Annotated in this window: 21 protein-coding genes; 7 read left to right on the top strand and 14 right to left on the bottom strand. The window is 51.8% G+C overall.

Features of this window, described 5'->3' with window-relative positions; genetic code table 11:
- The first annotated feature begins 8 nt into the window (after positions 1 to 8).
- From E4Z61_RS05255 to pptA, 5 genes are all read left to right on the top strand, one after another.
- Complete coding sequence (locus tag E4Z61_RS05255; RefSeq protein ID WP_135321858.1) at positions 9 to 518, top strand: GNAT family N-acetyltransferase; 510 nt, start codon at positions 9 to 11, stop codon at positions 516 to 518.
- Between the two features lie 9 nt (positions 519 to 527).
- The gene (locus E4Z61_RS05250; protein WP_135321857.1) at positions 528 to 1454 is read left to right on the top strand and encodes an amino acid ABC transporter permease; all 927 of its coding nucleotides are present in this window, start codon (positions 528 to 530) and stop codon (positions 1452 to 1454) included.
- Complete coding sequence (locus E4Z61_RS05245; protein ID WP_135321856.1) at positions 1438 to 2211, top strand: amino acid ABC transporter ATP-binding protein; 774 nt, start codon at positions 1438 to 1440, stop codon at positions 2209 to 2211. The genes E4Z61_RS05250 and E4Z61_RS05245 overlap by 17 nt, the downstream gene beginning before the upstream one ends.
- Before the next feature lie 373 nt (positions 2212 to 2584).
- Positions 2585 to 3202, top strand: a complete 618-nt coding sequence (locus E4Z61_RS05235) for a glutathione S-transferase family protein (RefSeq protein WP_135321855.1) — start codon at positions 2585 to 2587, stop codon at positions 3200 to 3202.
- A gap of 65 nt (positions 3203 to 3267) precedes the next feature.
- Positions 3268 to 3495 carry a tautomerase PptA gene (gene pptA, locus E4Z61_RS05230; protein WP_135321854.1) on the top strand — a complete coding sequence of 76 codons (228 nt, stop codon included), beginning with the start codon at positions 3268 to 3270 and terminating at the stop codon, positions 3493 to 3495.
- A 38-nt stretch (positions 3496 to 3533) separates the two neighbouring features.
- Here the strand turns inward: pptA and E4Z61_RS05225 are convergent, their stop codons facing one another.
- The 4 genes from E4Z61_RS05225 to E4Z61_RS05210 form a co-directional block, all read right to left on the bottom strand.
- Positions 3534 to 5510, bottom strand: coding sequence for an alkyl/aryl-sulfatase (locus E4Z61_RS05225; RefSeq protein ID WP_135321853.1), 1977 nt, complete (start codon positions 5508 to 5510; stop codon positions 3534 to 3536).
- A gap of 198 nt (positions 5511 to 5708) precedes the next feature.
- Positions 5709 to 6281, bottom strand: a complete 573-nt coding sequence (locus E4Z61_RS05220) for a flavin reductase family protein (protein ID WP_135321852.1) — start codon at positions 6279 to 6281, stop codon at positions 5709 to 5711.
- A gap of 34 nt (positions 6282 to 6315) precedes the next feature.
- Positions 6316 to 7476 (bottom strand): anaerobic sulfatase maturase, encoded by a 1161-nt coding sequence (locus tag E4Z61_RS05215; RefSeq protein ID WP_135321851.1) that lies wholly within the window; start codon positions 7474 to 7476, stop codon positions 6316 to 6318.
- A gap of 62 nt (positions 7477 to 7538) precedes the next feature.
- Positions 7539 to 9218, bottom strand: coding sequence for a sulfatase-like hydrolase/transferase (locus tag E4Z61_RS05210; protein ID WP_135321850.1), 1680 nt, complete (start codon positions 9216 to 9218; stop codon positions 7539 to 7541).
- Between the two features lie 209 nt (positions 9219 to 9427).
- Here E4Z61_RS05210 and nhoA point away from each other — a divergent pair, with 209 nt between their 5' ends.
- Positions 9428 to 10273 (top strand): N-hydroxyarylamine O-acetyltransferase, encoded by an 846-nt coding sequence (nhoA, locus tag E4Z61_RS05205; RefSeq protein WP_135321849.1) that lies wholly within the window; start codon positions 9428 to 9430, stop codon positions 10271 to 10273.
- Between the two features lie 51 nt (positions 10274 to 10324).
- Here the strand turns inward: nhoA and E4Z61_RS05200 are convergent, their stop codons facing one another.
- The 7 genes from E4Z61_RS05200 to E4Z61_RS05170 form a co-directional block, all read right to left on the bottom strand.
- The gene (locus tag E4Z61_RS05200; protein ID WP_135321848.1) at positions 10325 to 11218 is read right to left on the bottom strand and encodes a PhzF family isomerase; all 894 of its coding nucleotides are present in this window, start codon (positions 11216 to 11218) and stop codon (positions 10325 to 10327) included.
- 96 nt (positions 11219 to 11314) lie between these two features.
- The gene (gene narI / locus E4Z61_RS05195; RefSeq protein WP_135321847.1) at positions 11315 to 11995 is read right to left on the bottom strand and encodes a respiratory nitrate reductase subunit gamma; all 681 of its coding nucleotides are present in this window, start codon (positions 11993 to 11995) and stop codon (positions 11315 to 11317) included.
- Positions 11992 to 12687, bottom strand: coding sequence for a nitrate reductase molybdenum cofactor assembly chaperone (gene narW, locus E4Z61_RS05190; RefSeq protein WP_135321846.1), 696 nt, complete (start codon positions 12685 to 12687; stop codon positions 11992 to 11994). Before narW ends, narI begins: the two co-directional genes overlap by 4 nt.
- A complete protein-coding gene (gene narH, locus E4Z61_RS05185) occupies positions 12687 to 14231 on the bottom strand; it encodes a nitrate reductase subunit beta (protein WP_135321845.1) in 1545 nt (514 codons plus the stop codon). Before narH ends, narW begins: the two co-directional genes overlap by 1 nt.
- Positions 14228 to 17968: a nitrate reductase subunit alpha gene (locus E4Z61_RS05180; RefSeq protein ID WP_135321844.1), complete on the bottom strand. Its 3741-nt coding sequence runs from the start codon at positions 17966 to 17968 to the stop codon at positions 14228 to 14230. The genes narH and E4Z61_RS05180 overlap by 4 nt, the downstream gene beginning before the upstream one ends.
- Positions 17969 to 18005: 37 nt before the next feature.
- A complete protein-coding gene (locus E4Z61_RS05175; protein WP_135321843.1) occupies positions 18006 to 19391 on the bottom strand; it encodes a NarK family nitrate/nitrite MFS transporter in 1386 nt (461 codons plus the stop codon).
- A gap of 214 nt (positions 19392 to 19605) precedes the next feature.
- Positions 19606 to 20184, bottom strand: a complete 579-nt coding sequence (locus E4Z61_RS05170; RefSeq protein WP_135321842.1) for a TetR family transcriptional regulator — start codon at positions 20182 to 20184, stop codon at positions 19606 to 19608.
- Between the two features lie 117 nt (positions 20185 to 20301).
- Between E4Z61_RS05170 and E4Z61_RS05165 the strand changes: the two genes are divergently transcribed.
- On the top strand, positions 20302 to 21789 hold the full coding sequence (locus tag E4Z61_RS05165) for an MFS transporter (protein ID WP_135321841.1): 1488 nt from the start codon (positions 20302 to 20304) through the stop codon (positions 21787 to 21789).
- Here the strand turns inward: E4Z61_RS05165 and E4Z61_RS05160 are convergent, their stop codons facing one another.
- From E4Z61_RS05160 to yddG, 3 genes are all read right to left on the bottom strand, one after another.
- Positions 21790 to 22170, bottom strand: a complete 381-nt coding sequence (locus E4Z61_RS05160; RefSeq protein WP_135321840.1) for a GFA family protein — start codon at positions 22168 to 22170, stop codon at positions 21790 to 21792.
- 143 nt (positions 22171 to 22313) lie between these two features.
- Complete coding sequence (gene ompD, locus E4Z61_RS05155; RefSeq protein ID WP_135321839.1) at positions 22314 to 23396, bottom strand: porin OmpD; 1083 nt, start codon at positions 23394 to 23396, stop codon at positions 22314 to 22316.
- Positions 23397 to 23855: 459 nt separating this feature from the next.
- On the bottom strand, positions 23856 to 24737 hold the full coding sequence (gene yddG, locus E4Z61_RS05145) for an aromatic amino acid efflux DMT transporter YddG (protein ID WP_135321838.1): 882 nt from the start codon (positions 24735 to 24737) through the stop codon (positions 23856 to 23858).
- Positions 24738 to 24757: the final 20 nt, after the last annotated feature.

The following is a 24757-nucleotide window of genomic DNA, read 5'->3' as shown; positions in this document are numbered from 1 at the left end:
GGGGCAACGTGAGCGATCAATTCCGCGTGGTCTCACCTGAAGCGGCAGAGCTGCAGCCAATCCTTAACGGACTGTTTGGTGAATATTCCGCGCGTTACGGTGATTATTTTTCCCGTGATGCTGAAATTGAGCTGACGGAATGGTATCTGGCGCCGCAGGGAATCTTTGTGGTGCTGGAGCGCGACGGCAAGATTATCGCCACTGGGGCCTACAAACCTTATGACCAGAACACGGCTGAGATTAAACGTATCTGGACCCAAAGCACCCTGCGTAAGCAGGGGCTGGCGGCACGCGTGGTACAGGAACTGGAGCGGCGGGCGCTACTGGCAGGCTACAGCCGTATCTACCTGACCACCGGTTTTCGTCAGCCGGAGGCGGTCAAGCTGTACTTAAGTCAGGGCTACGACCCGCAGTTTGATATTGCGCGGGATCCCGAAGAGTACAGCCAGTCCCCGTTCGACGGACGGCTGCGCTTTACCAAACTGTTGACTGTCGCAGGTCAGGCAAAAATTGCCTGAGGAGAAAAGATGAAAACGACGGAAACTATCAAAGTCGTCCCGGCACGCTATCCGCTGCGTACGGCAGGTGCGATCGTTGCGCTGTTTGTACTGGCGGTGATTATCCAGTCGGTGGCGTTTAATCCGCGCTGGGAGTGGGGCGTGTTTGCCCGCTGGTTCTTCGATCCGGTGATTTTGTCCGGACTTGGGCAAACGTTGCTGCTGACTCTCATCGGCACGCTGCTGAGTGTAGTGTTCGGCGGTCTGTTGGCGCTGGCCCGGCTTTCATCGTCTTGGTTGTTGAATAGCCTGGCATGGGGATACATCTGGCTGTTTCGCTCGCTGCCGCTGATTGTGGTGCTGATCATTTTGTATAACTTCTCGTATCTGTACGACACGCTGGCGATTGGCATCCCGTTCACCAGCGTTCAGTGGGGTAGCTTTGCGACAATCAATGTATTGGGTCAGTTTTCCACTGCGGTAGTTGGCCTGACGCTGGTGCAAAGCGCCTATACCGCTGAAATTATTCGCGGAGGATTTCTCGGGGTTGACCACGGTCAGTACGAGGCTGCGGCCGCGCTGGGTTTACCTGCCTGGCGACGCACGCTGCGCATTATCCTGCCGCAGGCGTTGCGCACCATTTTGCCTGCCGGGTTCAATGAAATTATCAGTCTGGCGAAAGGCACTGCGATGGTTTATGTGCTGGCGATGCCGGAACTGTTTTACACCATCCAGATGATCTACAACCGCACGCAGGAGGTGATCCCACTGCTGATGGTGGGGGCAGTGTGGTATCTGGTGATCACCAGCGTCCTGTCGCTCATTCAGCATCTGGTTGAACGTGCGCTGGCCCGCAGCGAACGACGTTCAGCCATCAATACCGCCCGGGTGAGTCGCGCAGTTAAACGTAGTCGTCAAATTTCGCCGCAGGAGGCCGCCCATGTCCCACTCGCCTGAAGGCCATATTTCCATTACCGGCGTCAGCAAGTACTTCGGTCGCCATAAAGCGCTGGATGACGTGTCGCTGGAGATCCCACCTGGTACGGTGACGGTTATTCTCGGGCCATCGGGGTCGGGGAAATCAACATTACTGCGGGCCATCAACCATCTTGAGCGCGTTGATGAGGGCTTTATTCAGATTGATGGCGATTACATTGGCTATCGTCGTCAGGGTGACAAGTTGTATGAACTGAAAGAGGCGGAAATCCTGCGCCAGCGCGTCAACGTGGGCTATGTATTTCAGAACTTTAATTTGTTCCCGCATTTAACGGTCCTGGAAAATCTGATTGAAGCGCCCATTGCCCACGGGCTGGCATCGCGTAAAGCCGCTACCGAGCGGGCATTAACTCTGCTTGATGCGGTTGGGCTGCGTAATAAAGCCGATGCCTGGTCGCGTCACCTATCCGGCGGGCAGCAGCAGCGTATTGCCATCGCTCGTGCGCTGGCGTTAAATCCACGCGTGATGCTGTTTGATGAACCGACTTCCGCGCTTGATCCTGAACTGGTGGGCGAAGTGCTGGATGTCATAAAGACGCTGGCAAAGTCCGGCACGACGTTGGTGGTGGTGACGCACGAGATTGGTTTTGCCCGGGAAGTGGCAGATCAGGTAGTGTTTATGGTCGATGGAAAAATCGTCGAACAGGGGAGCAGCGAGCAGGTATTGAATCATCCGCGTCATACGCGAACACAGCAGTTCTTGTCGAAAGTGCTGTAACGATAATGTGCGGCACAAGGCTGTGCCGCACAGGGATTACAGGGTGACGACGATTTTACCCACCCTCTGTAAATTGTTCTGTATTGGGTCTGCACAATTTAACGGCTGAGATCAGGATGAAAAACTGCTGTTGCGGAACTTCACTGTTATTCAAATTGTAATAGTCCCCGAAGCCGCGGTTTTTGCTGGATAAAAAGCTCACACAGCCAGTCAATAAACATCCGAACGCGGGGCGCGAGATGACGCCTGTCCGGGTATCCGTTCAAACGATAATTGTATCTGACTATATTGTTATTGTGGGAGTAATAGTCATGTCTGCATAGGCTGTCGAATGCTGCTCTACACTTAGGGTTTTAACATTGAGGGTTGCAGCATGATTAACGTTTATGGGGTGCCTGGCTGGGGATCGGCCATCAGTGAAGTTATGCTCACACTGGCGGAAATCCCTTACAGCTTTGTTAATGTGGATGGTTTTGATAGCGATGGATCTTCGCGGGAGTTGCTAAAAAAAATGAATCCACTGTGCCAGGTTCCAACACTGGTACTGGAAAATGGCGAAATCATGACGGAAACAGCAGCCATCGCGCTGATGATTCTCGATCGCCGTCCCAATCTTGCACCGCCAGTTGGTCGCCCGGAGCGTCAGCAATTTCAGCGTCTGCTGGTTTGGCTGGTGGCAAATGTCTATCCTACATTCACCTATGCCGACTATCCCGACCGTTGGGCGCCGGATGCCGCGACGCAATTGAAAAAAAACGTAATTGAGTACCGAAAATCACTCTATTTGTGGTTAAACGACCAGCTAAGCGCCGAGCCATACGCTTTCGGCGAGCAGCTAACGCTGCTGGATGTTTACCTGACAGTTATGCGTACCTGGGGACCGGGACATGACTGGTTTCAGGACAATACGCCCAATATCAGTGCTATCGCTGATGCGGTTTGTCAAATACCACGGATGCGTACCGTCCTGAAAAATAATAAGATTATTTGAGCAAAATGATGTCGGATAAGATCCCGCATAAATGACCTGCATCACCGAACAATAAGGAACCAGCTATGCCGCACGTTGATATCAAATGTTTTCCTCGCGATCTAAATGACGATCAAAAATCCGCGCTGGCGGCGGATATTACTGAGGTGATCATTCGCCATCTACACAGTAAAGACAGCTCGGTGAGCATCGCGCTGAATGAAGTTGAGCCGGATGACTGGCAGGTGGTATGGGACGCGGAAATCGCACCGCAGATGGATGCGCTGATTAAAAAACCGGGTTACAGCATGTGAGAGAAAAGGGGCGGGAAATCCGCCCGTTTTCGTTGTGTTTACGGGGTAACGATATTGAACCAGAATTCGAACTTATCCATATAGCCAAGCATGGTGTCGAGTTTGGCTCCGTCGCCGGTAATCTTCACATCGCCACTGTCCTGCGCCTGTTTCAGCGTCACTTCCTTAAGGATGATTTTATTCAACGTATCGCGATTCAGTGTGATAGTAGCGTCAGCATCTTTCGCTTCGGCATTGGCAGTATGGTTCAGTACGCCATTCTCCAGTTCAAGCTTATATTTACCACCGTCGCTGCCAAGGTCGATGTTGAACACCGATTTCGTATCGCCGGCTTTTTGCCCGTTAATATGCACCGCCAGATAGTCAAAGAACATTTCTGGCGTCATCGCCCGGACGGTATCTGGACTGGCGGTATTCGGGGTTGGCCCTTTGACCACGCCGTTACGCAACTCTTGTGCGCCGGTGAGATAGAAGTTACGCCACGGCCCGGATTCAGCCTGGTATCCTAATTGCTCCAGCGCATCAGCTTCCAGATTACGCGCGGCCTGGTTGTTCGGATCGGCAAACACCACTTTGCTCACGACCTGCGCTACCCAGCGGTAGTTACCCTGGTCATAGTCCGCTTTCGCTTTTTGCAGAATGGCATCTGCACCGCCCATATAGTCGACGAATTTCTTCGCGGCTTCTTCCGGCGGCAGTTCATCCAGCGTTGCCGGGTTGCCGTCAAACCAGCCGAGATACAACACATAGGTAGCTTTCACATCGTGACTGACGGAACCATAGTACCCACGGTTGGCCCAAGTATGTGCCAGCGAGTCCGGCAGCTTAAAGTTAGCCGCAATTTCATCGCGAGTCAGACCTTCGTTGGCCATGCGCAGCGTCTGGTCGTTGATGTAACGGTACAAGTCACGCTGGCTTTTCAGCAAATTAACGACTTTGTCGTTACCCCAGGTTGGCCAGTGGTGTTGCGCCATCAGGATTTCTGCTTTATCACCCCAGCGCACAATCGCTTCGTTAATGTATTTGGACCACGGCAGCGGCTCACGGATTTTGGCACCGCGTAGCGAGTAGGTATTGTGCAGGGTATGGGTGACATCTTCGGCAGATTCAATCAGCTTTTTCTCTTCGATGTACCACAACATTTCTGACGGCGCTTCAGAACCTGGCGCCAGCATGAAGTCATAGGTCAGACCGTCAATAACCTCTTTTTGCCCATCTTTCTCAATGATATTGGTGGGAGCAATCAGGGTAACCGTACCCGCAGAGGTTGTGGTTCCCAGGCCGGCGCCGACCTGGCCTTTGGCATCCGGTTTGAGCAGGTTGCCATACATATAGCTGGCGCGGCGGCTCATGACGTTACCGGCCATTATGTTTTCTGCCACCGCAGCTTCCATAAAACCGGCTGGCGCATAAATCTTAACTTTGCCTGCTTTCACATCGGCTTCATCAACGACGCCGCGCACGCCGCCGTAATGGTCAACGTGACTGTGGGTGTAAATCACTGCAACAACCGGTTTGTTGCCCCGATTTTTAAAGTAGAGATCCATACCTACTTTGGCCGTTTCTGCCGAGACCAGCGGATCCACAACGGTGATGCCTTCTTTACCTTCGATAATGGTCATGTTTGACAGATCGAGGTTGCGGATCTGATAGACGCCATCCGTCACTTCAAACAGGCCGCTGATGTTGATTAACTGAGCCTGACGCCACAGACTTGGGTTCACCGAATCCGGTGACTTGTCACCTTCTTTAATAAAGGCGTACTGTTGCGGATTCCAGACAACGTTACCTTGCTCACCTTTGATTACGTCCTGAGGAATAGGGGCGATAAAGCCTTTATGGGCGTCGGTAAAGTCGGTGTTATCGGAGAACGGCAATTGATTGTAAAGCGCATTGTTGGCTTGTTGTGTGGCGGCGGTTGCGTCTTTTGGCGCTTCAGCTGCCATAACGGGAATAGCAAAAGATGTTAATAACCCAGCAAGTAGTAAACTTTGTGCGATTCTATTCAGTTGCATCGTAAAACCTCTCTGAGAATTCAGGAAGTGCAGTGTTTACGGGTAGCGTTTGGATGGATATTTGTGTTAAAGCAAACTTAACTATAATTCACGTGAATGAATCAGCAAGGCGAGGAAGACTTTTTTATCCAGTTGTTTTTTTGGAAGTTTTAAGAAGAAAGTGTGGGATGACAGGGGGCTGTCACCCGTTCGGAGCCATCACTTACCTGCAGTGATACGCTTACCACTGGTAATAAATGTACCCGCGCCGAGGTGATGCAAGGTGTTGAATTTGTCATCATCAAACTGCCAGCGGCCGTCGACAAAGACACGTTCGTCCGCCGCGGCGGAAACGACCTGGCCGAACAAGGTGTCATATTTCTCCTGCGCGGATGTAGCAGGCAACAGTCGACATTCCATCCACGCCAGGCATTTGGCCTCTATCAGAGGTAAGCCCAGCACCGGACCTTTGACTACCGGAATACCGTAGCAGTTGAATTTATCTTCCACACGACCTGATACGCTGCCCACCGCGTAGGTCCAGTTGGTTGCCGCAACGCCGGGGATAACAATGCCAAACATGCCGCTACGCTCAATTAACTCGCGCGACCAGGCCGTCTTATCCACCACGATGGCAATGCGAGGCGGTTCAAACTCAACAGGCATTGACCACGCCGCCGCCATCACATTCCGCCGCTGCGTATTTTCATCACGGCTGGTTATCAAAACCGTTGGGCCGTGATTTAACAGCCGACTGGCATGGTGTAATTCAACAGGACGAAAATGACTCATGGGGATGCCTCGCGCTGATTAGTAGGGTGAAGTTTCAGCCATTTGATGATGCTATTTTGTCATTAATCGACATGATGTAGTCCAAAGGGACATTATGTCGGGCTAGTTCTACAAACGCATTCAGGTAAGGCACCATGGTGGCAAACATCATCTGATAGCCCTGGCAAAAATAGGAAATCCTGGCCTCTGTACCCCTGGTAATTCTGTGTTTCGGGCAACCGCCATTGCACAACGGCTTGTAGACACATTCTCGGCACTCGTTTGCCAATACCTGCTTTTGCGCGCTCAGACGTGAACTCTCCAGTAAAGATAGCTCTGCGTTTGCAATGTTTCCTACCTTAAATTCAGGCCAGACGAAATGGTCGCATTCATAGATGTCGCCGTTAGACTCTAGAACAAAATTATTGCGGCATGATGCCTGGAATATACAGCTGGTATGCCCGTTACCAAGCACACGACTAATGGTGCTCTCAAACTGGCGGACAAATACCTTGCCGATATCCTCTTTAACCCATTCAGTAAAAATAGCCGACATAAAACGACCGTAATCAGAAGGTAGTACAGAAAAATCAATAAGATGAAACGTATCTGCTGGGGCGTTAAAATTGATATTAGGCTCACTGGTTTCCAGCAGCTCAATAAATTGCATGTGTTGACTACCAATCGACTTCAAAAAACGATAGACCTCGAGAGGGTGATGGGCATTACTGTTGTTGACAACTGTCAATGTATTGAATGCAATGCAATGTTTTTTCAATAAATTAATTGCGGACATGACTTTGTCAAATGTCCCTTTTCCCGAACGCGTCAGACGATACTGGTCATGTAATGCCTGCGGGCCATCAATAGAAATGCCTACCAGAAAATCATGTTCTTTGAGGAACAGGCACCATTCATCATTGAGCAGAATGCCGTTCGTCTGGAGGGCATTATGGATTTTCTTTTTGCCCGCAAAGTGCTGCTGCCATGTTACCGCCTGACGAAAGAGGTTGAGTCCGGCCAGCGTTGGTTCGCCGCCTTGCCAGGTAAAATACACCTCCTTTCCGCCTGCGTTGATGTAGTTCTCGATGAAATTTTTCAGCGTGAGCTCATCCATGTGTGCATGATGGGAAAACTGCGCCTCTTTCTCGAGGTAGAAACAGTAGTCACATTTAAGATTACATTGATAACTGGTTGGTTTGGCAGTGATATGCATAATTTTTCTCTGAAAATTAAGGCGGCAGGAAGTCACCTGCCGCCGTGAGTACAACTTATTGATTATTGTTCACTGTTCAGCGCGTTTTTAATATTGTTGAATTTATCCTGGTTAATCTGACTCAACGGTGGTTTGCTCTGCTTAATAAATTCTTTCACTGCAACCTGCATGTTTTTGACCACATCAGGCTGTTGTGCAGCCAGATTATCCTTTTGCTGTAAATCAGTTAATTTATACAACCCCAATTGTTTATTTTCGAAGGTATAGACCAGAGAATAGTCATTACTGCGTACTGTATATGAAAACTGACTTAGATCTTCGGTATTCGGGTTATTCGGATAGTCATTGGATTGTTTGCGGACATATTTATGATAATTGTCCCAGAACGGTATGTTTTTCTCGTCAAACCAGTGAGAATAGGATGTTACCCAGGTCAAATATTTATGCGGTTCGCTGCCATTTTTTTGTGTCAAATAAGGTAACAGCGATGTGCCATCAAGTTTCAGATTTTGCGGGATCGTAATTTTTGCTGCATCCAGGACGGTAGGGTAGAAATCCATTGCGGAAATGAGTTTTTCGTAATTGCCGGTATGCAGTTTACCTTTCCACCACATAAACATTGGCGTATGCGTTCCTCCCGGAAAGGTCTGACTTTTATATCCTTTTTGAGCACCATTTAATGGGAGAGGGCCATCAATAACCGCACCGTTATCAGAGGTAAAGAGAATAATTGTGTTGTCGTATTGTCCCGTTTCCTTGAGTTTTTCCAGCACCCGTTTTACGCCCTGGTCCACGGAGTAAATAGCGGCGTAATAGTTATCTGCTGTTGGGCTACCAGTATTAAACATTTTTTGGTACTGCTCTGGTGCCGGGTGGTCGTTTGGCAGATGTGGTGCGTTATAGGCAAGATACAACATAAAGGGTTGATCCAACGACTTAGCTCTGTCGATGGTGGAAATTGCTTCATCGGTCAGTTGATCGCTGATATAGCCTTTGGCTGGAATATGCTCGCGGTTGCGGAAAAGAGACGGTGAGTTATAGTAAGCGACACCGGCGGCGTGGAACCCCATAAAGTAATTAAAACCACGGTTTTGTGGTTGCCATTCCTCCGCCGAATATGTGGTGTAGTTATCGTGATAATCCCGGGTTTGTTTATCTTCAGCAACCGGAACATTGCTTATTTTCGATAAATGCCACTTACCAATTGCCGCCGTGTAGTAACCATGATTTTGAAACAGTTCCGGCAAGAATGTTTCACTCAATGGAATACCATCCTGCGCATCAGTATTCGAATAAACACCAAAGCGGGCCGGTGAACGACCAGTCATAATAGCGGCGCGTGATGGACCAGAAACACCGTGCGCAACATATCCATTAGTAAAACGAACACCTTCATCCATTAATGAAAGTAATGTGGGTGTGGAGTTTTTAGCAGCTTCTATCGCTTTATCAATGCCAATTTTATAGGTATCTACAACCTCGCGGTTTTCCATCGATTTTGGATCAAAAGAACGTTGGTCAAACGGTAGTTGTCCGTATCCCAGATCGTCCATAGTCAAAATAATGACGTTCGGTTTTCCCTTGGTACTGTATTCTGTCGGGGTAAAATCAGCAAATGCGACGTTCGTTTTGGTAGCCTTCAGTTTCACGTTATCCGCGTGTGCGCCTGATGCCAACAGACCTGAAGCCAGTATTGCTGAAACAGAGGCTGCAATCGCACCCTTGCGTGACAAAAGTCTCATAAAAGTCAATTCCATATGTTTTGTAGGGATTGTTATTTTGCTTTAAAAAATAAGATGAAATAATGAATTCGCTCACAAAACAGCCTGCTTGTTAAAATAAGACGCAATATTGGCCCAATAAGCTAAAAGACAGACTCGATGAATTACTTCGTCGTGAATGACACTATACTGTCGCCATCAACGTGCAGAAACTCACATACAGGACCCGCATGACGCCTTTTTTAACCGCTTATTTTTCCCGTATTGGCTGGTCAGATACGGTCAGAGTCGACATTGAAACCTTAAACGCGCTGCATTTGCTGCATAACAGCGCTATTCCATTTGAAAATCTCGATGTGCTGCTGCCTCGAGAGATGCAGCTCGACGATCAGTCGCTGGAAGATAAGCTGGTGACCGCGCGTCGCGGCGGCTATTGCTTTGAACAAAACGGGGTCTTTGAGCGCGCGCTGCGGGAGATTGGCTTTACCGTACGCAGTTTACTCGGGCGGGTGGTGCTGGCGAAACCATCCAGCCTGCCGCCGCGCACGCATCGGCTGTTACTGGTTGAATTGCAGGGAGAGAAGTGGATTGCCGACGTCGGTTTTGGCGGGCAAACGTTAACCGCGCCGATTCGTTTGCAGGCAGACATTGAGCAGCAAACGCCGCACGGCGAATATCGTCTGATTCAGCAGGACGAGGACTGGATCCTGCAGTTTCACCATCATGATCACTGGCAATCGATGTACCACTTCGATCTGGTCACCCAGCATCAGAGCGATCATCTGATGGGTAACTTCTGGTCTGCGCATTGGCCGCAGTCGCATTTTCGCCATCACCTGCTGATGTGCCGTCATTTGCCGGACGGCGGTAAGCTGACCCTGACCAACTTCCATTTTACTCACTATGAAGATGGCCATGCGGTAGAACAGATTAACTTACCAGACGTTGCGAGCCTGTATGTACTGTTGCAGGACCGCTTTGGTCTGGGGGTTGATGACGCCAAACATGGCTTTACCGAGGCTGAGCTGGCGACGGTAATGGCAGCGTTTGATACGCATCCGGAGGCGGGAAAATAGGGTGTTTTTGCCGGATGGCGATACAAGCACGACATCCGGCAACGCGTTTATTTAAAAATCAATCTTCCATTCCGCGTGAAACAGGATTACTGCTGCGCCGGAAATTGTCACTTTCTCCGGCTGGTTATCGCAGATCGTGACCGCCACATCAACAATGCCGTCGCGTCCCAGCGCGCGGCCCTGATGCCCCTGAACATGCAACGTTTTTCCGTCATGCTTCATCAGGTTGTGGTGCACCAGCCATGCTCCCATTGGACCGTTGGCGTTACCGGTGACCGGATCCTCCACAATGCCGATAGCCGGTGAAAACATTCGCCCATCAGTGGCGTTTTCTCCTGGGCGGATCTGGAACGGGAAGAAACCATTGCAGCCAATATGCTGGCTGAGCGTGGTTAATGCCGACAGGTCTGGGGACAGGGCGTCCAGATTGACTTCTGGCTTCAGCGGGATCATCACTTTCGAATGCCCGGTGGACGCAATCTGGATTGGCAGTCCCGGCAGCATATCGTCCTCGGTCAGGTGCAGGGCCGCGATGATTGCTGCACGCGTTGGCCCCTCCAGCGGCGGTTCAAAACTCGGCTTTCCCTGTTCCAGGCTGATGCGATAGTTACCACCTTCAGCATGAATTTCAACGCGATGACGCCCAGCCAACGATGTCTGCCAGACGGTGGCATTGCCCAGTCCAAGCACGCTAGCGCGAACATAGTGCGCGGCAACGGTGGCATGCCCACAGATAGGCACTTCGACCGTTGGGGTGAAGTAGCGAATACGTACATCGCTGTCGTTGCTGGACAGCAGAAAAGCAGTTTCCGAATGACGCAGTTCACGCGCAATCAGCTGCATCTGCGCGTCACTCAGCCCGTCAGCATGCAGCACAACGCCTGCGGAATTGCCGCGAAACGGTTCTGAAGTAAAGGCATCGACGTGGTAAACCTGTGGTTTCATTGGCGTTCTCCCTGGAATGGAGAAGCATCATAACGCACAAAAAGTAGTATAGCGATGTAGCCCGGTAAGCATAAGCACCCCGGGCATCAGAGAGAATTAACGGCGGGAACGGACGATCTGGTTGCGGCGGGTGAAATACTCGACCGGTGCGCTCCACACGTGGACCAGACGGGTGAACGGGAACAGCAGGAAGATGGTCATTCCCAGCACCAGGTGCACACGGAAGATCAACGCCACACCGTCCAGATGCGCAGACGCACCGCCCTGGAACGTGACGACTGACTGCGCCCAGCCGACCAGTTTCAGCATTTCACTGCCGTCCGGATGCTGTGCCGAAAACGGTATGGTGGTCAGACCGAGAATGCACTGGATCAGCAATACGCACAGGATCAGGATATCTGCAGTGGAAGAGGTTGCGCGAATACGTGAGTTGGTCAGACGACGAACCAGCAAACCCGCGCCGCCGACCAGCGTCAGTACGCCACAAATCCCGCCCGCAATCATCGCCATTTGCTGTTTTACCGCAATAGGCAGGAACCAGGCGTACATCCAGTGCGGGGTTAACATGCCAAACAAATGGCCAAAGAAAATCCCCAAAATGCCGATATGGAACAGGTTTGACCACAATACCATGCCGCGTTTGTCCAGCATCTGACTGGAGGCAGCGCGCCAGGTGTACTGGCCGTAGTCGTAGCGTAGCCAACTGCCGAGGATAAACACCGTACCGCACAGATACGGGTAGATGTCGTAAAAAAAGACGTTCAGGTACTGTATCATTTCGGGCCTCCCGAGCTGACATCAACATACTGTGGCGCCACGTCCTGACTAAAGCGCCGTTGGTAGCTTTGTAACGGTGAGCTGTCGCAGGCGGTGGCGTTATCCTCAATAAACTTTACCTGTTCTTCTTCCCAGACCGCGTCCAGCGCCTGGCGAGTATCATCACGTGGTTCCGCACCCACTTGTTTAGTGACGCTGTCACTTGATAGCGGGCTGCCCGCCAGCGTGAGCAGGGCGTCAAACAGTTGATACCACGGGGTACCACGCTGCTTTAAACGCCCACCAAGCAGCGCCAGTATCGGCGCGACGTTCTGCAATCCTTCTTTGGCCTCCGCCTCCGGCAGCACGCTCAAATACTCCAGATACAGCGGCAGGTGATCCGGCAGCTCACGGCAGTCGAGCTGCAGCCCGACCTTTTCGTACTGCGCCAGCAGATCGACCATCGCCTGGCCGCGATCGCGTGATTCCGCATGAACGTGTTCGAACAGCAGCAGCGAGGTGGCGCGACCACGGTCAAAAACTTCGCACCATTCGGCTTGCTTATCCAGCAGCGGGGCATTTAACAGTTCGTGAGTGAATGCGCTCAGCATCGGCGCATCGCTGGCGACTAGCGCCAGCGCGTCGTCTTTACACTCCCAGAGCAGCTCGTCCGGGTACTCCATCAGCAGGCCGATAATCTTCAGGATTTGCATTATTCACCCTCCGCTTTATCGCGTACTTCGGTGATGTCGATAGCGTCAATGCGGCTGCTGTTGAACAAATTGAATTTGGTGTCGGAACCGTGGCAGCCGTCGCCGAAGGTAAAGCCGCAGCCGTTGCGTTCTCCGAAAGCGTCGCCCGCCATTTCGCGGTGGCTGGTTGGGATCACGAAGCGGTCTTCATAGTTAGCGATAGCCAGATAGCGATACATTTCCTCGACCTGTTCAACGCTCAAACCGACTTCTTCGATGGCTCGGGTATCAGTAACGCCTTCGACAGTTTGTGAGCGCATGTAGTGACGCATTGCCATCATGCGTTTCAGCGCACGTAGCACCGGGCCGGTGTCTCCGGCGCTGAGCATATTGGCGAGGTACTGCACCGGAATACGCAACGACTCGACGGCGGGGAGAATATTGCCATTGTGCGGCAGACCGCCCGCGTCGGCGACGGACTGAATCGGTGACAATGGCGGCACATACCAGACCATCGGCAGGGTGCGATACTCCGGATGCAGTGGCAGCGCCAGTTTCCAGTCCATCGCCATTTTGTAGACCGGGGAACGCTGGGCCGCTTCGATGACGTTGTGGGGAATACCCTGTTTTAGCGCCTCTTCAATCACCGCCGGATCGTTCGGGTTGAGGAATACGTCACACTGGCGCTCGTAGAGATCGGTTTCATGCTCGGTGCTGGCGGCTTCTTCAATACGGTCTGCGTCATACAGCAGGACGCCGAGATAACGTATGCGCCCGACACAGGTTTCCGAACAGACCGTCGGCTGGCCGGATTCAATGCGCGGGTAGCAGAAAATGCATTTTTCTGACTTGCCGCTCTTCCAGTTGAAGTAGATTTTTTTGTACGGACACCCACTGATGCACAAGCGCCAGCCACGGCATTTGTCCTGGTCGATCAGTACGATACCGTCCTCTTCGCGCTTATAGATGGCTCCGCTCGGGCAGGTTGCCACACAGCTGGGATTCAGGCAGTGCTCGCACAGGCGTGGCAGATACATCATGAAGGTGTTTTCAAACTGGCCGTACATCTCCTTTTGCATCTTCTCGAAGTTACGGTCGCGGGCGCGTTTTGAAAACTCGCCGCCCAGCAGTTCCTCCCAGTTTGGCCCCCAGATAATCTTGTCCATCCGCTTGCCGTCGATCAACGAACGCGGACGGGCGGTGGGCTGGTGCTTGCCTTCCGGCGCGCTATGCAGATGCTGGTAATCGTACGTAAACGGCTCGTAGTAATCATCGATTTGCGGGATCACAGGGTTAGCGAAGATTTTCGTGATCACGCCCATCTTGCCGCCCAGGCGCGGTCTTATCTTTCCGTTAACGTCGCGGATCCAGCCGCCTTGCCACTCTTCCTGGTCTTCCCAGTTTTTTGGGTAACCAATCCCTGGTTTGGTCTCGACGTTGTTAAACCATGCGTATTCCATCCCTTCACGTCCGGTCCAGACGTTTTTACAGGTGACGGAGCAGGTGTGGCAACCGATGCACTTATCCAGATTAAGAACCATGCCTACCTGTGAGCGTATCTTCATTTTTTCGCCTCCTGTACCTGATCGCGACCTTCATCATCCAGCCAGTCAATATTTTTCATTTTTCTAATCATGATGAACTCATCGCGGTTAGAGCCGACGGTGCCGTAGTAGTTGAAGCTATAGGCCAGTTGCGCATAGCCGCCAATCATGTGGGTCGGTTTCGGACATACGCGGGTCACTGAGTTGTGAATACCGCCGCGCATGCCGGTGACTTCAGAACCGGGAATGTTCATGATTCGTTCCTGTGCGTGGTACATCATGGTCATTCCTGGCGGCACGCGCTGGCTGACGACCGCACGGGCGGTCAGCGCACCGTTGGCGTTGAAGGCCTCTATCCAGTCGTTATCCTCAATCTCCAGTTCTTTGGCATCGGTTTCACTGATCCAGACAATCGGCCCCCCGCGCGACAACGTCAGCATCAGCAGGTTTTCACTGTAAGTGGAGTGAATGCCCCATTTCTGGTGCGGTGTAAGGAAGTTCAGCGCTTTTTCCGGGAAGCCGTTCGGCGGGACCTCGCGCATTTCACTCACGCTGCGGGTGTCGATAGGCGGTCGATAGGCCACCAGACTCTCGCCAAAAGCACGCATCCACGCATGGTCCTGATACAACTGCTGGCGACCGGACAGCGTGCGCCACGGGATCAGTTCGTGAACGTTGGTATAGCCGGCGTTATAAGAGACATGCTCGCTTTCCAGACCTGACCAGGTGGGGCTGGAGATGATTTTGCGCGGTTGCGCCTGGATGTCGCGAAAACGGATCTTCTCGTCTTCTTTGTTGAGTGCCAGATGCGTATGGTCACGCCCGGTCATTGCGCCCAGCGCTTGCCAGGCTTTCACCGCCACCTGACCATTCGTTTCTGGCGCCAGTGCGAGGATTACTTCAGAGGCGTCCAGCGCGGTGTCGATCAGCGGTCGGCCTTTTGCCGGGCCTTCGCGTTTGGTGTAGTTCAGCTTACCGAGGAAATCGACTTCCGTCTGGGTATTCCAGGAAATGCCTTTCCCCCCGTTACCCAGTTTGTCCATTAGCGGACCGAGCGAGGTGAAGCGCTCATAAGTAGCGGGGTAGTCGCGTTCCACAACGGCAATATGGGGGGCTGTTTTACCGGCAATGAGATCGCATTCACCCTTGCGCCAGTCCTGAATATCAAACGGCTGCGACAGTTCTGCCGGGGAGTCATGCTGGAGCGGTTGCAACACCACGTCGGTTTCCTGGCCCAGATGCCCCACGCAGACTTCGGAGAAGACTTTGGCAATACCCTTATAAATTTCCCAGTCGCTCTTCGATTCCCACGCGGGATCGACCGCCGCCGACAGCGGGTGAATAAACGGATGCATATCCGAGGTATTCATGTCATCTTTTTCATACCAGGTAGCGGTAGGCAACACGATGTCGGAGAACAGGCAGGTGCTGGACATGCGGAAATCAAGCGTCACCAGCAGGTCAAGCTTGCCTTCGATTGCCGCCGATTGCCATTCCACTTCTTCAGGTTTAATGCCGTCGCTTGCACCCAGCGCTTCGCCCTGAATGCCGCTTTCGGTACCCAGCAAATATTTGAGCATATATTCATGCCCTTTACCGGAAGAACCCAGCAGGTTAGAGCGCCAGACGAAGAGGTTGCGCGGATGGTTGCTGCCGCTGTCCGGCTGTTCACAGGCAAAACGGATATCACCAGATTTTAGCGCCTGCGCGGTGTAATCCGCCGGAGACAATCCCGCCTGTTCCGCTTTGGCTTTGACGGTTAACGGATTCAGGTTGAGCTGTGGGGCAGAAGGTAGCCAGCCCATCCGCTCGGCACGCACGTTGAAATCAATCAGATGTCCGGTGAATTTCGACGCATCCGCCAGCGGAGAGAGCAGTTCCTGGGCAGTGACTTTTTCATAACGCCACTGGCTGGAGTGATTGTAGAAAAATGAAGTACTGTTCATTTGACGCGGTGGACGGTTCCAGTCCAGGGCAAAGGCCAACGGCAGCCAACCGGTCTGCGGACGCAGTTTTTCCTGCCCGACATAGTGCGCCCAACCGCCACCACTTTGACCGACACAACCACAGAACACCAGAATGTTAATCATCCCTCGGTAGTTCATGTCCATGTGATACCAGTGGTTGACGCCCGCCCCGAGGATGATCATCGAGCGGCCATGGGTTTTGTGCGCGGTATCCGCGAACTCGCGGGCAATTTGTTCGATATGACGGCGAGGCACACCGGTGATTTGCTCGCCCCAGGCCGGGGTATAGGCTTTAATCTCGCTGTAATCGCGGGCTGCGAGGTCATCATCGAGTCCACGATCGAGACCGTAATTCGCCAGTACTAAATCGTAAACGCTGACCACCGGACAACGGCGACCCTCCGCGAGGGTAAGATACTTAACCGGTAACTTACGCACCAGCACCGGCTCCTGCTTCACGCTGCGGAAATGCGGGTTTTCGTTACCGCCAAAATAGGGGAACGCCACCCCGGCAACGTCGTCGTGCTGGCCGAGCAAAGAGAGCGACAGTTCGGTTTCCGCGCCAGCGGCCAGTGACTCGAGGTTCCATTTGCCTTTCTCGCCCCAACGAAAACCGATAGAGCCATTCGGTACCACTAGTTCGCCGGCGCTATTAAAGGCCACGGTTTTCCATTCAGGATTATTGCTTTCTCCCAGCCCGTCGACGAGGTCAGAGGCACGCATCATCCGTCCTGGTACGAAGCTACCGTCTTCACGGGCATCCAGCAGCACCAGCATCGGCATATCGGTATAACGGCGACAATAATTGAGGAAGTAGTCGCTGGGTTTATCAAGGTGGAATTCTTTGAGGATAACGTGGCCCATGGCCATCGCCAGCGCACTGTCGGTGCCTTGCTTCGGAGCCAGCCACTGGTCGCACAGTTTGGCAACTTCCGAGTAATCCGGCGTAATGGCGATGGTCTTGGTGCCTTTGTAGCGAACTTCGGTAAAGAAGTGAGCATCCGGCGTACGGGTCTGCGGGACGTTAGAACCCCAGGCGATGATATAGCTGGAGTTATACCAGTCGGCGGATTCCGGCACATCGGTCTGCTCGCCCCAGGTCATTGGGGAGGCTGGCGGTAAGTCGCAATACCAGTCATAAAAACTCAGGCAGGTTCCGCCGAGCAGGGAGAGATAGCGCGTCCCCGCCGCGTAGGAGACCATCGACATGGCGGGGATGGGTGAAAATCCGGCAACACGATCCGGGCCGTAGGTTTTCACCGTCCAGACGTTAGCGGCGGCGATCAGTTGATTCAACTCTTTCCAGTTTGAACGGATAAACCCGCCACGTCCGCGTACCTGCTTGTAGCTCTGGCACTTTTGCGGATCGCTCATGATGGATTCCCACGCCAGTACCGGGTCGGGCTGGCGGGAGAGGGCGTCGCGCCACAGTTCGATCAAACGTTTACGCACCAGGGGGTATTTCAGGCGGTTGGCACTGTAAAGATACCAAGAGTAGCTGGCACCGCGCGGACATCCGCGGGGTTCATGATTGGGCAGATCCGGGCGGGTGCGCGGATAGTCCGTTTGCTGGGTTTCCCAGGTAACCAGACCGTTTTTTACGTAGATTTTCCAGCTACATGAGCCGGTACAGTTAACACCGTGTGTCGAGCGCACAATTTTATCGAACTGCCAGCGCTGACGATAGCTGTCTTCCCAGTCCCGGTTAGTGTGCATCACTTGCCCGTGTCCGTCGGCAAACGTGTCACCCTTTTGTTTAAAGTAACGAAAGCGATCCAACAGTTTACTCATGACATTTCTCCTGCTCCATTATGTGTCAGGGGTGTTATTATTTTTTTTGTGATTTACGGCCATAGACCAGCCAGGTCACCAGCACGCAGACGATGTAAAACACGAGGAAAATTTTCATTGCGCCCACCGGTGAACCGGTCAGTGCCAGCGATGAACCAAACGCTTTGGGGATGAAGAAGCCACCCACCGCGCCGATAGCAGAGATAAACCCGAGGGCGGCAGCGGTATCAGTGACTGCCTCACGCTGGGCCTGTTCTTCTGTGCCGCCATGTAACTTCACGCGGTAAATGGTGATTTTGCGAAAGATCACCGCAATCATCTGGAAGGTTGATCCGCTGCCCAGACCTGCGGTCAGGAACAGTCCCATAAACACCAGGTAGAAGGCGGTGAAGCTTCCCGAACCTGAACCTGGCAATGTGAGAAACAGCAGACCACTAAACAACGCCATAAAGATGAAGTTGATTAACGTCACTCGCACTCCTCCAAATTTGTCCGAGATAACGCCGCCCGCCGAGCGGGCCAGTGCACCGATAAACGGCCCAAAGAACGCCAGTTGCAGAATATTCACATCAGGGAACTGGGTTTTTGCCAGCATGGCAAACCCGGCGGAAAAACCGATAAACGATCCGAAAGTCGCGAGATACAGCAGACTTAACAGCCACAGGTGAAAACGCTTCAGCACCGGCAATTGCGAGGCGATAGAGGCTTTTGAACTGGCAATATCGTTCATGCCGATTCCCGCCGCCAGGGTTGAGAGCAGCAGCAACGGCACCCAAATCCAGGCTGCATTGGCCAGCGACAGTAACGAGCCATCAGGTTGTGGCACGCCCTGTACGCCCAGGAAGGTAAAGATAGGCAGAAAAATCACCAGCGGGGCGATCAATTGCATGACGCTGACACCAAGATTACCGAGTCCGCCGTTAACACCCAGCGCGCTGCCTTGTTTGGCTTTTGGGAAGAAGAAGCTGATATTACCCATGCTGGAGGCAAAATTGGCGCCGGCAAAACCACACATCAGCGCAATAACGATAAATACGCCATACGGAGTAGATGTGTTTTGCACGGCAAACCCGAGCCACAGGCAAGGGATGACAAGAATTATGGTGCTAAAAACCGTCCAGCGGCGACCGCCAAATATAGGTACCATAAAGGAGTAGGGGACACGTAATATTGCCCCAGAAAGAGAAGGTAATGCGGTTAATAAAAAGAGTTGGTCGGTGGTGAAATTAAACCCTATTTTATTTAAATTCACCGCAACTGCGCTAAATAACATCCAGACGCAGAAGGCAAGAAGGAGGCAACTAACTGATATCCAGAGATTTCTCCGGGCTATGTGCTTGCCTTTATTTTCCCAAAACGCCGCATTTTCCGGTTTCCAGTCAGTTAAAAGATAACGATTATTTTTCTCATTTTGTGGTGACATATTATCCTCACATGCGCACGTCGTTCATGAAAAAAAGAAATAGAGAGACACAGAGCCGCATGGACTCTTTTAGAAATTATTGAAAAGTTTTAGGAATATTGATTGAAAGGATAGATAAAAAAGCGCCAGGGCGCGGTGCATAGGGGAAATAACACGTTGCTCAAGTGTTACTAATTGTAACCACAAAAGATGTATTGTTAATTCATCTATTAATTTAGCTAAACAGTTCGAGGCTAATCATACGATCCAGATGCCGCGCAAAGGCCGGATCGCTCATTTCTGCAATCCCCAGCACATACATCCCGTCAAGACCGCAAACCAGGCCGATTAAGCGCCAGGCGACGTCGGCGGCATCCGGTTCAGACAAAAACTCACCCGCTTGCTGGCCGCGAATAATGATTGCCGTTGTCTCTTCATGCCACATGCGCATTGTCAGCAGGTAGGCGCTTTTGATTTCGGGATCTTTGTCCGCCAGGATCTGCGCTTCTCGCCAGAGCTTAATGTACGGCTCAAACCCGCCGTCTTCACTGCCGAGCATGGCATGAAGCCGCTCGCGGAAAGTGGCACCTTCTCCGACCAGTTCCGCATCCAGCAGGGTGCGAATCAGACGAACAAATGCCTGAGATTTAAGTTCACCGGCGGAGGTGAAATGGTGATGGAGTTGGCCGGTTGCCACTTTCGCTTCGGCTGCAATGCGTCGCACCGTCATGGCGGTAAATCCTTCTTCCAGCGCCACGCGCATGGCTGCCTGCAGGATCACTTCCCGACGTTCATCCCGATTCAAATAGCTCATATATACCCCATCTACCCGTGTTGAAAGCAGTCTAACAAAAAGTTGGACATACGTTCAATTTTCCGTAGGATCGCTAAAGTTGGACGCGTGTCCAGTTTCAGTATTATCGGGAGTTTTATGTTTCGTCAGTGGTTAACGTTAGTGATTATTGTGCTGGTCTACATCCCTGTTGCGATTGATGCAACGGTGCTGCACGTTGCCGCGCCTACACTGAGTATGACGCTGGGCGCCAGTGGCAACGAGCTGCTGTGGATCATTGATATTTATTCCCTGGTGATGGCAGGGATGGTGCTGCCGATGGGGGCACTTGGCGATCGCATTGGTTTTAAACGTCTGCTGCTGTTGGGTGGGGGCCTGTTTGGTCTGGCATCGCTGGCCGCCGCCTTTGCCCACACCGCCGGATGGCTGATCGCCACCCGCGCTGTGCTAGCAATTGGTGCGGCAATGATCGTCCCGGCTACACTTGCCGGTATTCGCGCGACCTTTGCTGAGCAACGCCACCGTAATATGGCGCTTGGCGTCTGGGCTGCGGTGGGTTCTGGCGGGGCGGCATTTGGTCCGTTGGTTGGCGGTATGCTGCTGGAACACTTTTACTGGGGTTCCGTGTTTTTAATTAATGTGCCAATTGTATTCGTGGTGATGGTATTGACTGCACGCTACGTTCCGCGCCAGGCCGGTCGTCGCGATCAGTCATTAAATTTTGGTCACGCTATTATGCTGATTGTCGCCATTCTGTTGCTTGTGTATAGCGCGAAAACGGCGCTGAAAGGACATATTGCAACCGGCGTGATTGTACTGACGCTGTTGGTTGGCGCATTTTTACTGGGGCAGTTCGTGCGCATCCAGCTTGCCGCATCGCGCCCGATGATCGATATGCGATTGTTTACCCATCGCATTATCTTAAGCGGTGTTGTCATGGCGATGACGGCAATGATAACCCTGGTTGGTTTTGAACTGTTGATGGCCCAGGAGCTGCAGTTTGTGCACGGGCTAACGCCGTATCAGGCGGGTCTGTTTATGCTACCAGTGATGCTGGCGAGCGGGTTCAGCGGACCGATTGCCGGGATGTTGGTGTCACGTCTGGGATTACGCTGCGTGGCGACGGCGGGCATGGCGCTTAGCGCCGTCAGCTTCTACGGGCTGGCGATGACTGATTTTAGCACCCAGCAGATACAAGCCTGGATATTAATGGCCCTGTTGGGGTTCAGCGCCGCCAGCGCGCTGCTAGCCTCAACGGCTGCCATCATGGCGGCTGCGCCAGCAGAAAAAGCCGCCGCTGCCGGGGCCATCGAAACCATGGCCTATGAACTGGGTGCGGGGCTTGGGATCGCGATTTTTGGTTTACTGCTGAGCCGGAGTTTTTCCGCGTCGATTCTGCTGCCTGCAGGACTTAACCCGCAGGAGCTTGAGCGCGCCTCATCGTCAATGGGCGAGGCGGCGCAATTAGCGCACTCACTCCCGCCCTCACTCAGTGAGGCGTTGCTGAATGCCGCCAGAGAAGCCTTTACCTGGTCGCATAGCGTAGCATTGAGCAGCGCGGGCAGCATGCTTATCATTTTGGCGGTAGGAATGTGGTTCAGTCTGGCAAAGGTGAAACGTTCATAACTAGTGGGCTAAATGACAGGGGTAATCCATCTCTTCGACTTCTTTTCCGCTCAGTCGAGCGTATTGCCCCGTCAGTCTCCAGAACGCAGGCTGTGTTTCGGTGTAGATCTCTGCCGCTAAAATCAGGCGGCGGCGGTCTACTTCATTAAGCTCCAGTAATGTCCACGGAACAAAGTAGCGTTCGTTGTCTGTCAGTGTAAACCACAGTGGGCATCCGCAACCGGAACAGAAGAAACGTTCGCCACGAGTTGACGAAGGAAAGTGCGAAGGTTCCGTAGATTCTGGCGACATCAGCGGATGACCGCTGGCTTCCAGATACATGGCGATGCCACCAGACCACTTCTGGCACAGCGTGCAGTGGCAAGCATAGACATCAAGCATGTCGACGTTAACGGTAAAATGACTTTGTCCGCAAAGACAACGACCTGTGAACGTCTGCACGGCATACTCCTTATGACCGAGTCTACTTCAAGAGAAAAAGCCAGCCCGGGGGGGACTGGCTTTGTATTCAACTTACAACAAAATTAGAACTGGTAGTTCAGGCCAACAGCCACGATGTTGTCAGTGCTTACACCAGCAATACGCGTGAAGTTGTTGTCATCCAGCAGGTTGATTTTGTAATCAACGAAGGTAGACATGTTTTTGTTGAAGTAGTAGGTCGCACCCAGGTCTACGTATTCAACCAGATCCTGGTCGCCGAATACTGCGATGTCTTTACCTTTGGATTTCAGGTAAGCCACGGACGGACGCAGACCAAAGTCGAACTGGTACTGTGCAACAGCTTCAAAGTTCTGTGCTTTCTCAGCGATACCGTTAACGTTAGAACCATAAGTGGTCATGTTGCGGGTTTCGGAGTAGGTGGTTGCCAGGTAGATGTTGTTCGCATCATATTTCAGGCCAGCAGCCCATACTTCAGCATTTTCACCGTTAGCTTTGAATACGCTGTTGCGGTTGTTCTGCGCATCGGTACGGTCAGATTTCGCATAGGTAGCACCTACGCCAAAGCCTTCGTATTCATAAGTGGTAGACAGACCAAAACCGTCGCCGTTAGCTTCTTTAACGTTGCTACGGTCGTTTTTGCCCTGGTACTGAGCGGCAAAGTTCAGGCCTTCAACCAGACCGAAGAAGTCGGTGTTACGGTAGGTTGCAACGCCGGTAGTACGGCTGGTCATGAATACGTCAGTCTGGGTCCAGGTGTCGCCACCGAACTCAGGCAGAACGTCGGTCCATGCGCCGATGTCGTATGCTACGCCGTAGTTACGGCCATAGTCGAAAGAACCGTATTCAGCGAATTTCAGACCAGCGAATGCCAGACGAGTTTTGTCGCTGTTAGAACCGCCGGTGGATTCTGCACGGTTACCTTTGAATTCATATTCCCACTGGCCAAAACCAACCAGCTGGTCGTTGATCTGAGTTTCGCCTTTGAAGCCCAGACGCGCGTAAGTTTTGTCACCGTCACTGCCGTTGTCGTCAGAGAAGTAATGCTGAGCGTGAACTTTACCGTACAGATCCAGTTTGTTTGCGTCTTTGTTATAAATCTCAGCTGCGTTTACCGCACCTGCTGCCAACAGGGAAGTCACTGCCACTGCAACTAATTTAAGTTTCATTCTAAATAATCCTTATAATTTTCTTCTTGGTGTGATTCCTAAACCATTGCTAAACGAAGGGGTTCGTCAATGGCGAACTATTTTTAAATGACCTTGTGGTATGAGTTCAATAATAAGTTTCATAATATTACAAGATATTATGATTTGTGTGATCCAGATCTACATAATACAACTGTTTATATTAATCGTATTATGTGACTTGTCGGGATGGGTATATTTACGTGGGGTACTATTGCGGTGTCTATGGTTTAATTAGCGTTAGTTACGCTTGTATAATATATGCATCATGAGGTTTATAAATAACCATGCAATACTTTCATGGGTTAATTAATTATCATATGTTTAACATTTAATTAAACAAAATAAAACATAAAGCACAAGTGAAATGAACAATAATTATTCATTAATTTGATTGAAGTGTAGCCGGTTTTAGATTTTACGCTAAACCCGGCTTGTTTTTTAAGCATTACGTGTTGCCAGCCAACACAGCAAAGAGCCGGCGCAGACCATCAGTGCACCTTGCCAGAATGAAAACGACAGCGGGGCGCTCAGCAGCACGGCGGCGAGCGCGGAAGATAGAACCGGGGTGAAATATGAACCAACGGCCATAACCGTGACATTCCCGTGCAGGATGCCGATATTCCACGCCGCATAGGCAAATCCTAAAGTAAGCGCTGCTGTAAACAGTTTAATGGTCACTGGCGTGCTGAACACCATTTCAGGTTGAGGTGTCATGAAATAGTAAATCCACAAACTCGTAGCCGTCAGTAAAACGAACACGGTGATACCGTTAAAACCTTTTGCGTATTTATTGGTCACCGTGCAATAGGTGGCCCAGATAAATGCCCCGAGAAAAGCGAGAAAATAACTGAGTGGACTACTGGCAACGTTGCTTATAATTTCATCAGGGTTAAGTCCATTCTCACCGCCTAATACCCAACAAACTCCCGTTAATGCGACGATTAATCCTGGGATGATCAGCCAGGTTGTCTTTTGACCATTAAATAATATCGCAAACAATATTGTCAGGCTGGGCCAGAGATAATTGACCATGCCGACCTCAATTGCCTGATGCCGGGTAGCGGCATAGCCCAGGGCCAAAGCTAAACATATTTCATAGCTAACGAAAAGTACGCTACCGGCGATTAAATAGCGAACAGGGAACTTACGGATATTAGGGAAGCCAACGGTGAATATCAGCAGTAGGCCGCTTAATGAGAATATCATGGCGGCACCGCCTGCCGGCCCCAGCCCTTCGCTTACGCCACGAATCAGCCCGACCATGGTGCTCCAGAGCACGATGGCCATGAGCCCAATTAAGGTTGCTTTTTGTTTCGTCATTTTTTCTGTCTGTCCACGGC

The sequence above is a fragment of the Citrobacter tructae genome, assembly GCF_004684345.1.
In the GTDB taxonomy this organism is placed as follows: domain Bacteria; phylum Pseudomonadota; class Gammaproteobacteria; order Enterobacterales; family Enterobacteriaceae; genus Citrobacter; species Citrobacter tructae.
This window is presented reverse-complemented; position numbering and strand designations above follow the sequence as displayed.

Bases quoted from the DNA above. Each gene is read 5' to 3' on its own strand.
- E4Z61_RS05235 (WP_135321855.1), top strand. From the start codon at position 2,585: ATGATTAACGTTTATGGGGTGCCTGGCTGGGGATCGGCCATCAGTGAA.
- narH (WP_135321845.1), bottom strand. From the start codon at position 14,231: ATGAAGATACGCTCACAGGTAGGCATGGTTCTTAATCTGGATAAGTGC.
- yddG (WP_135321838.1), bottom strand. From the start codon at position 24,737: ATGACGAAACAAAAAGCAACCTTAATTGGGCTCATGGCCATCGTGCTC.
- E4Z61_RS05225 (WP_135321853.1), bottom strand. From the start codon at position 5,510: ATGCAACTGAATAGAATCGCACAAAGTTTACTACTTGCTGGGTTATTA.
- E4Z61_RS05170 (WP_135321842.1), bottom strand. From the start codon at position 20,184: ATGAGCTATTTGAATCGGGATGAACGTCGGGAAGTGATCCTGCAGGCA.
- E4Z61_RS05245 (WP_135321856.1), top strand. From the start codon at position 1,438: ATGTCCCACTCGCCTGAAGGCCATATTTCCATTACCGGCGTCAGCAAG.
- E4Z61_RS05160 (WP_135321840.1), bottom strand. From the start codon at position 22,170: ATGCTTGATGTCTATGCTTGCCACTGCACGCTGTGCCAGAAGTGGTCT.
- E4Z61_RS05215 (WP_135321851.1), bottom strand. From the start codon at position 7,476: ATGCATATCACTGCCAAACCAACCAGTTATCAATGTAATCTTAAATGT.
- ompD (WP_135321839.1), bottom strand. From the start codon at position 23,396: ATGAAACTTAAATTAGTTGCAGTGGCAGTGACTTCCCTGTTGGCAGCA.
- nhoA (WP_135321849.1), top strand. From the start codon at position 9,428: ATGACGCCTTTTTTAACCGCTTATTTTTCCCGTATTGGCTGGTCAGAT.
- E4Z61_RS05165 (WP_135321841.1), top strand. From the start codon at position 20,302: ATGTTTCGTCAGTGGTTAACGTTAGTGATTATTGTGCTGGTCTACATC.
- pptA (WP_135321854.1), top strand. From the start codon at position 3,268: ATGCCGCACGTTGATATCAAATGTTTTCCTCGCGATCTAAATGACGAT.
- narW (WP_135321846.1), bottom strand. From the start codon at position 12,687: ATGCAAATCCTGAAGATTATCGGCCTGCTGATGGAGTACCCGGACGAG.
- narI (WP_135321847.1), bottom strand. From the start codon at position 11,995: ATGATACAGTACCTGAACGTCTTTTTTTACGACATCTACCCGTATCTG.
- E4Z61_RS05250 (WP_135321857.1), top strand. From the start codon at position 528: ATGAAAACGACGGAAACTATCAAAGTCGTCCCGGCACGCTATCCGCTG.
- E4Z61_RS05200 (WP_135321848.1), bottom strand. From the start codon at position 11,218: ATGAAACCACAGGTTTACCACGTCGATGCCTTTACTTCAGAACCGTTT.
- E4Z61_RS05180 (WP_135321844.1), bottom strand. From the start codon at position 17,968: ATGAGTAAACTGTTGGATCGCTTTCGTTACTTTAAACAAAAGGGTGAC.
- E4Z61_RS05220 (WP_135321852.1), bottom strand. From the start codon at position 6,281: ATGAGTCATTTTCGTCCTGTTGAATTACACCATGCCAGTCGGCTGTTA.
- E4Z61_RS05175 (WP_135321843.1), bottom strand. From the start codon at position 19,391: ATGTCACCACAAAATGAGAAAAATAATCGTTATCTTTTAACTGACTGG.
- E4Z61_RS05210 (WP_135321850.1), bottom strand. From the start codon at position 9,218: ATGAGACTTTTGTCACGCAAGGGTGCGATTGCAGCCTCTGTTTCAGCA.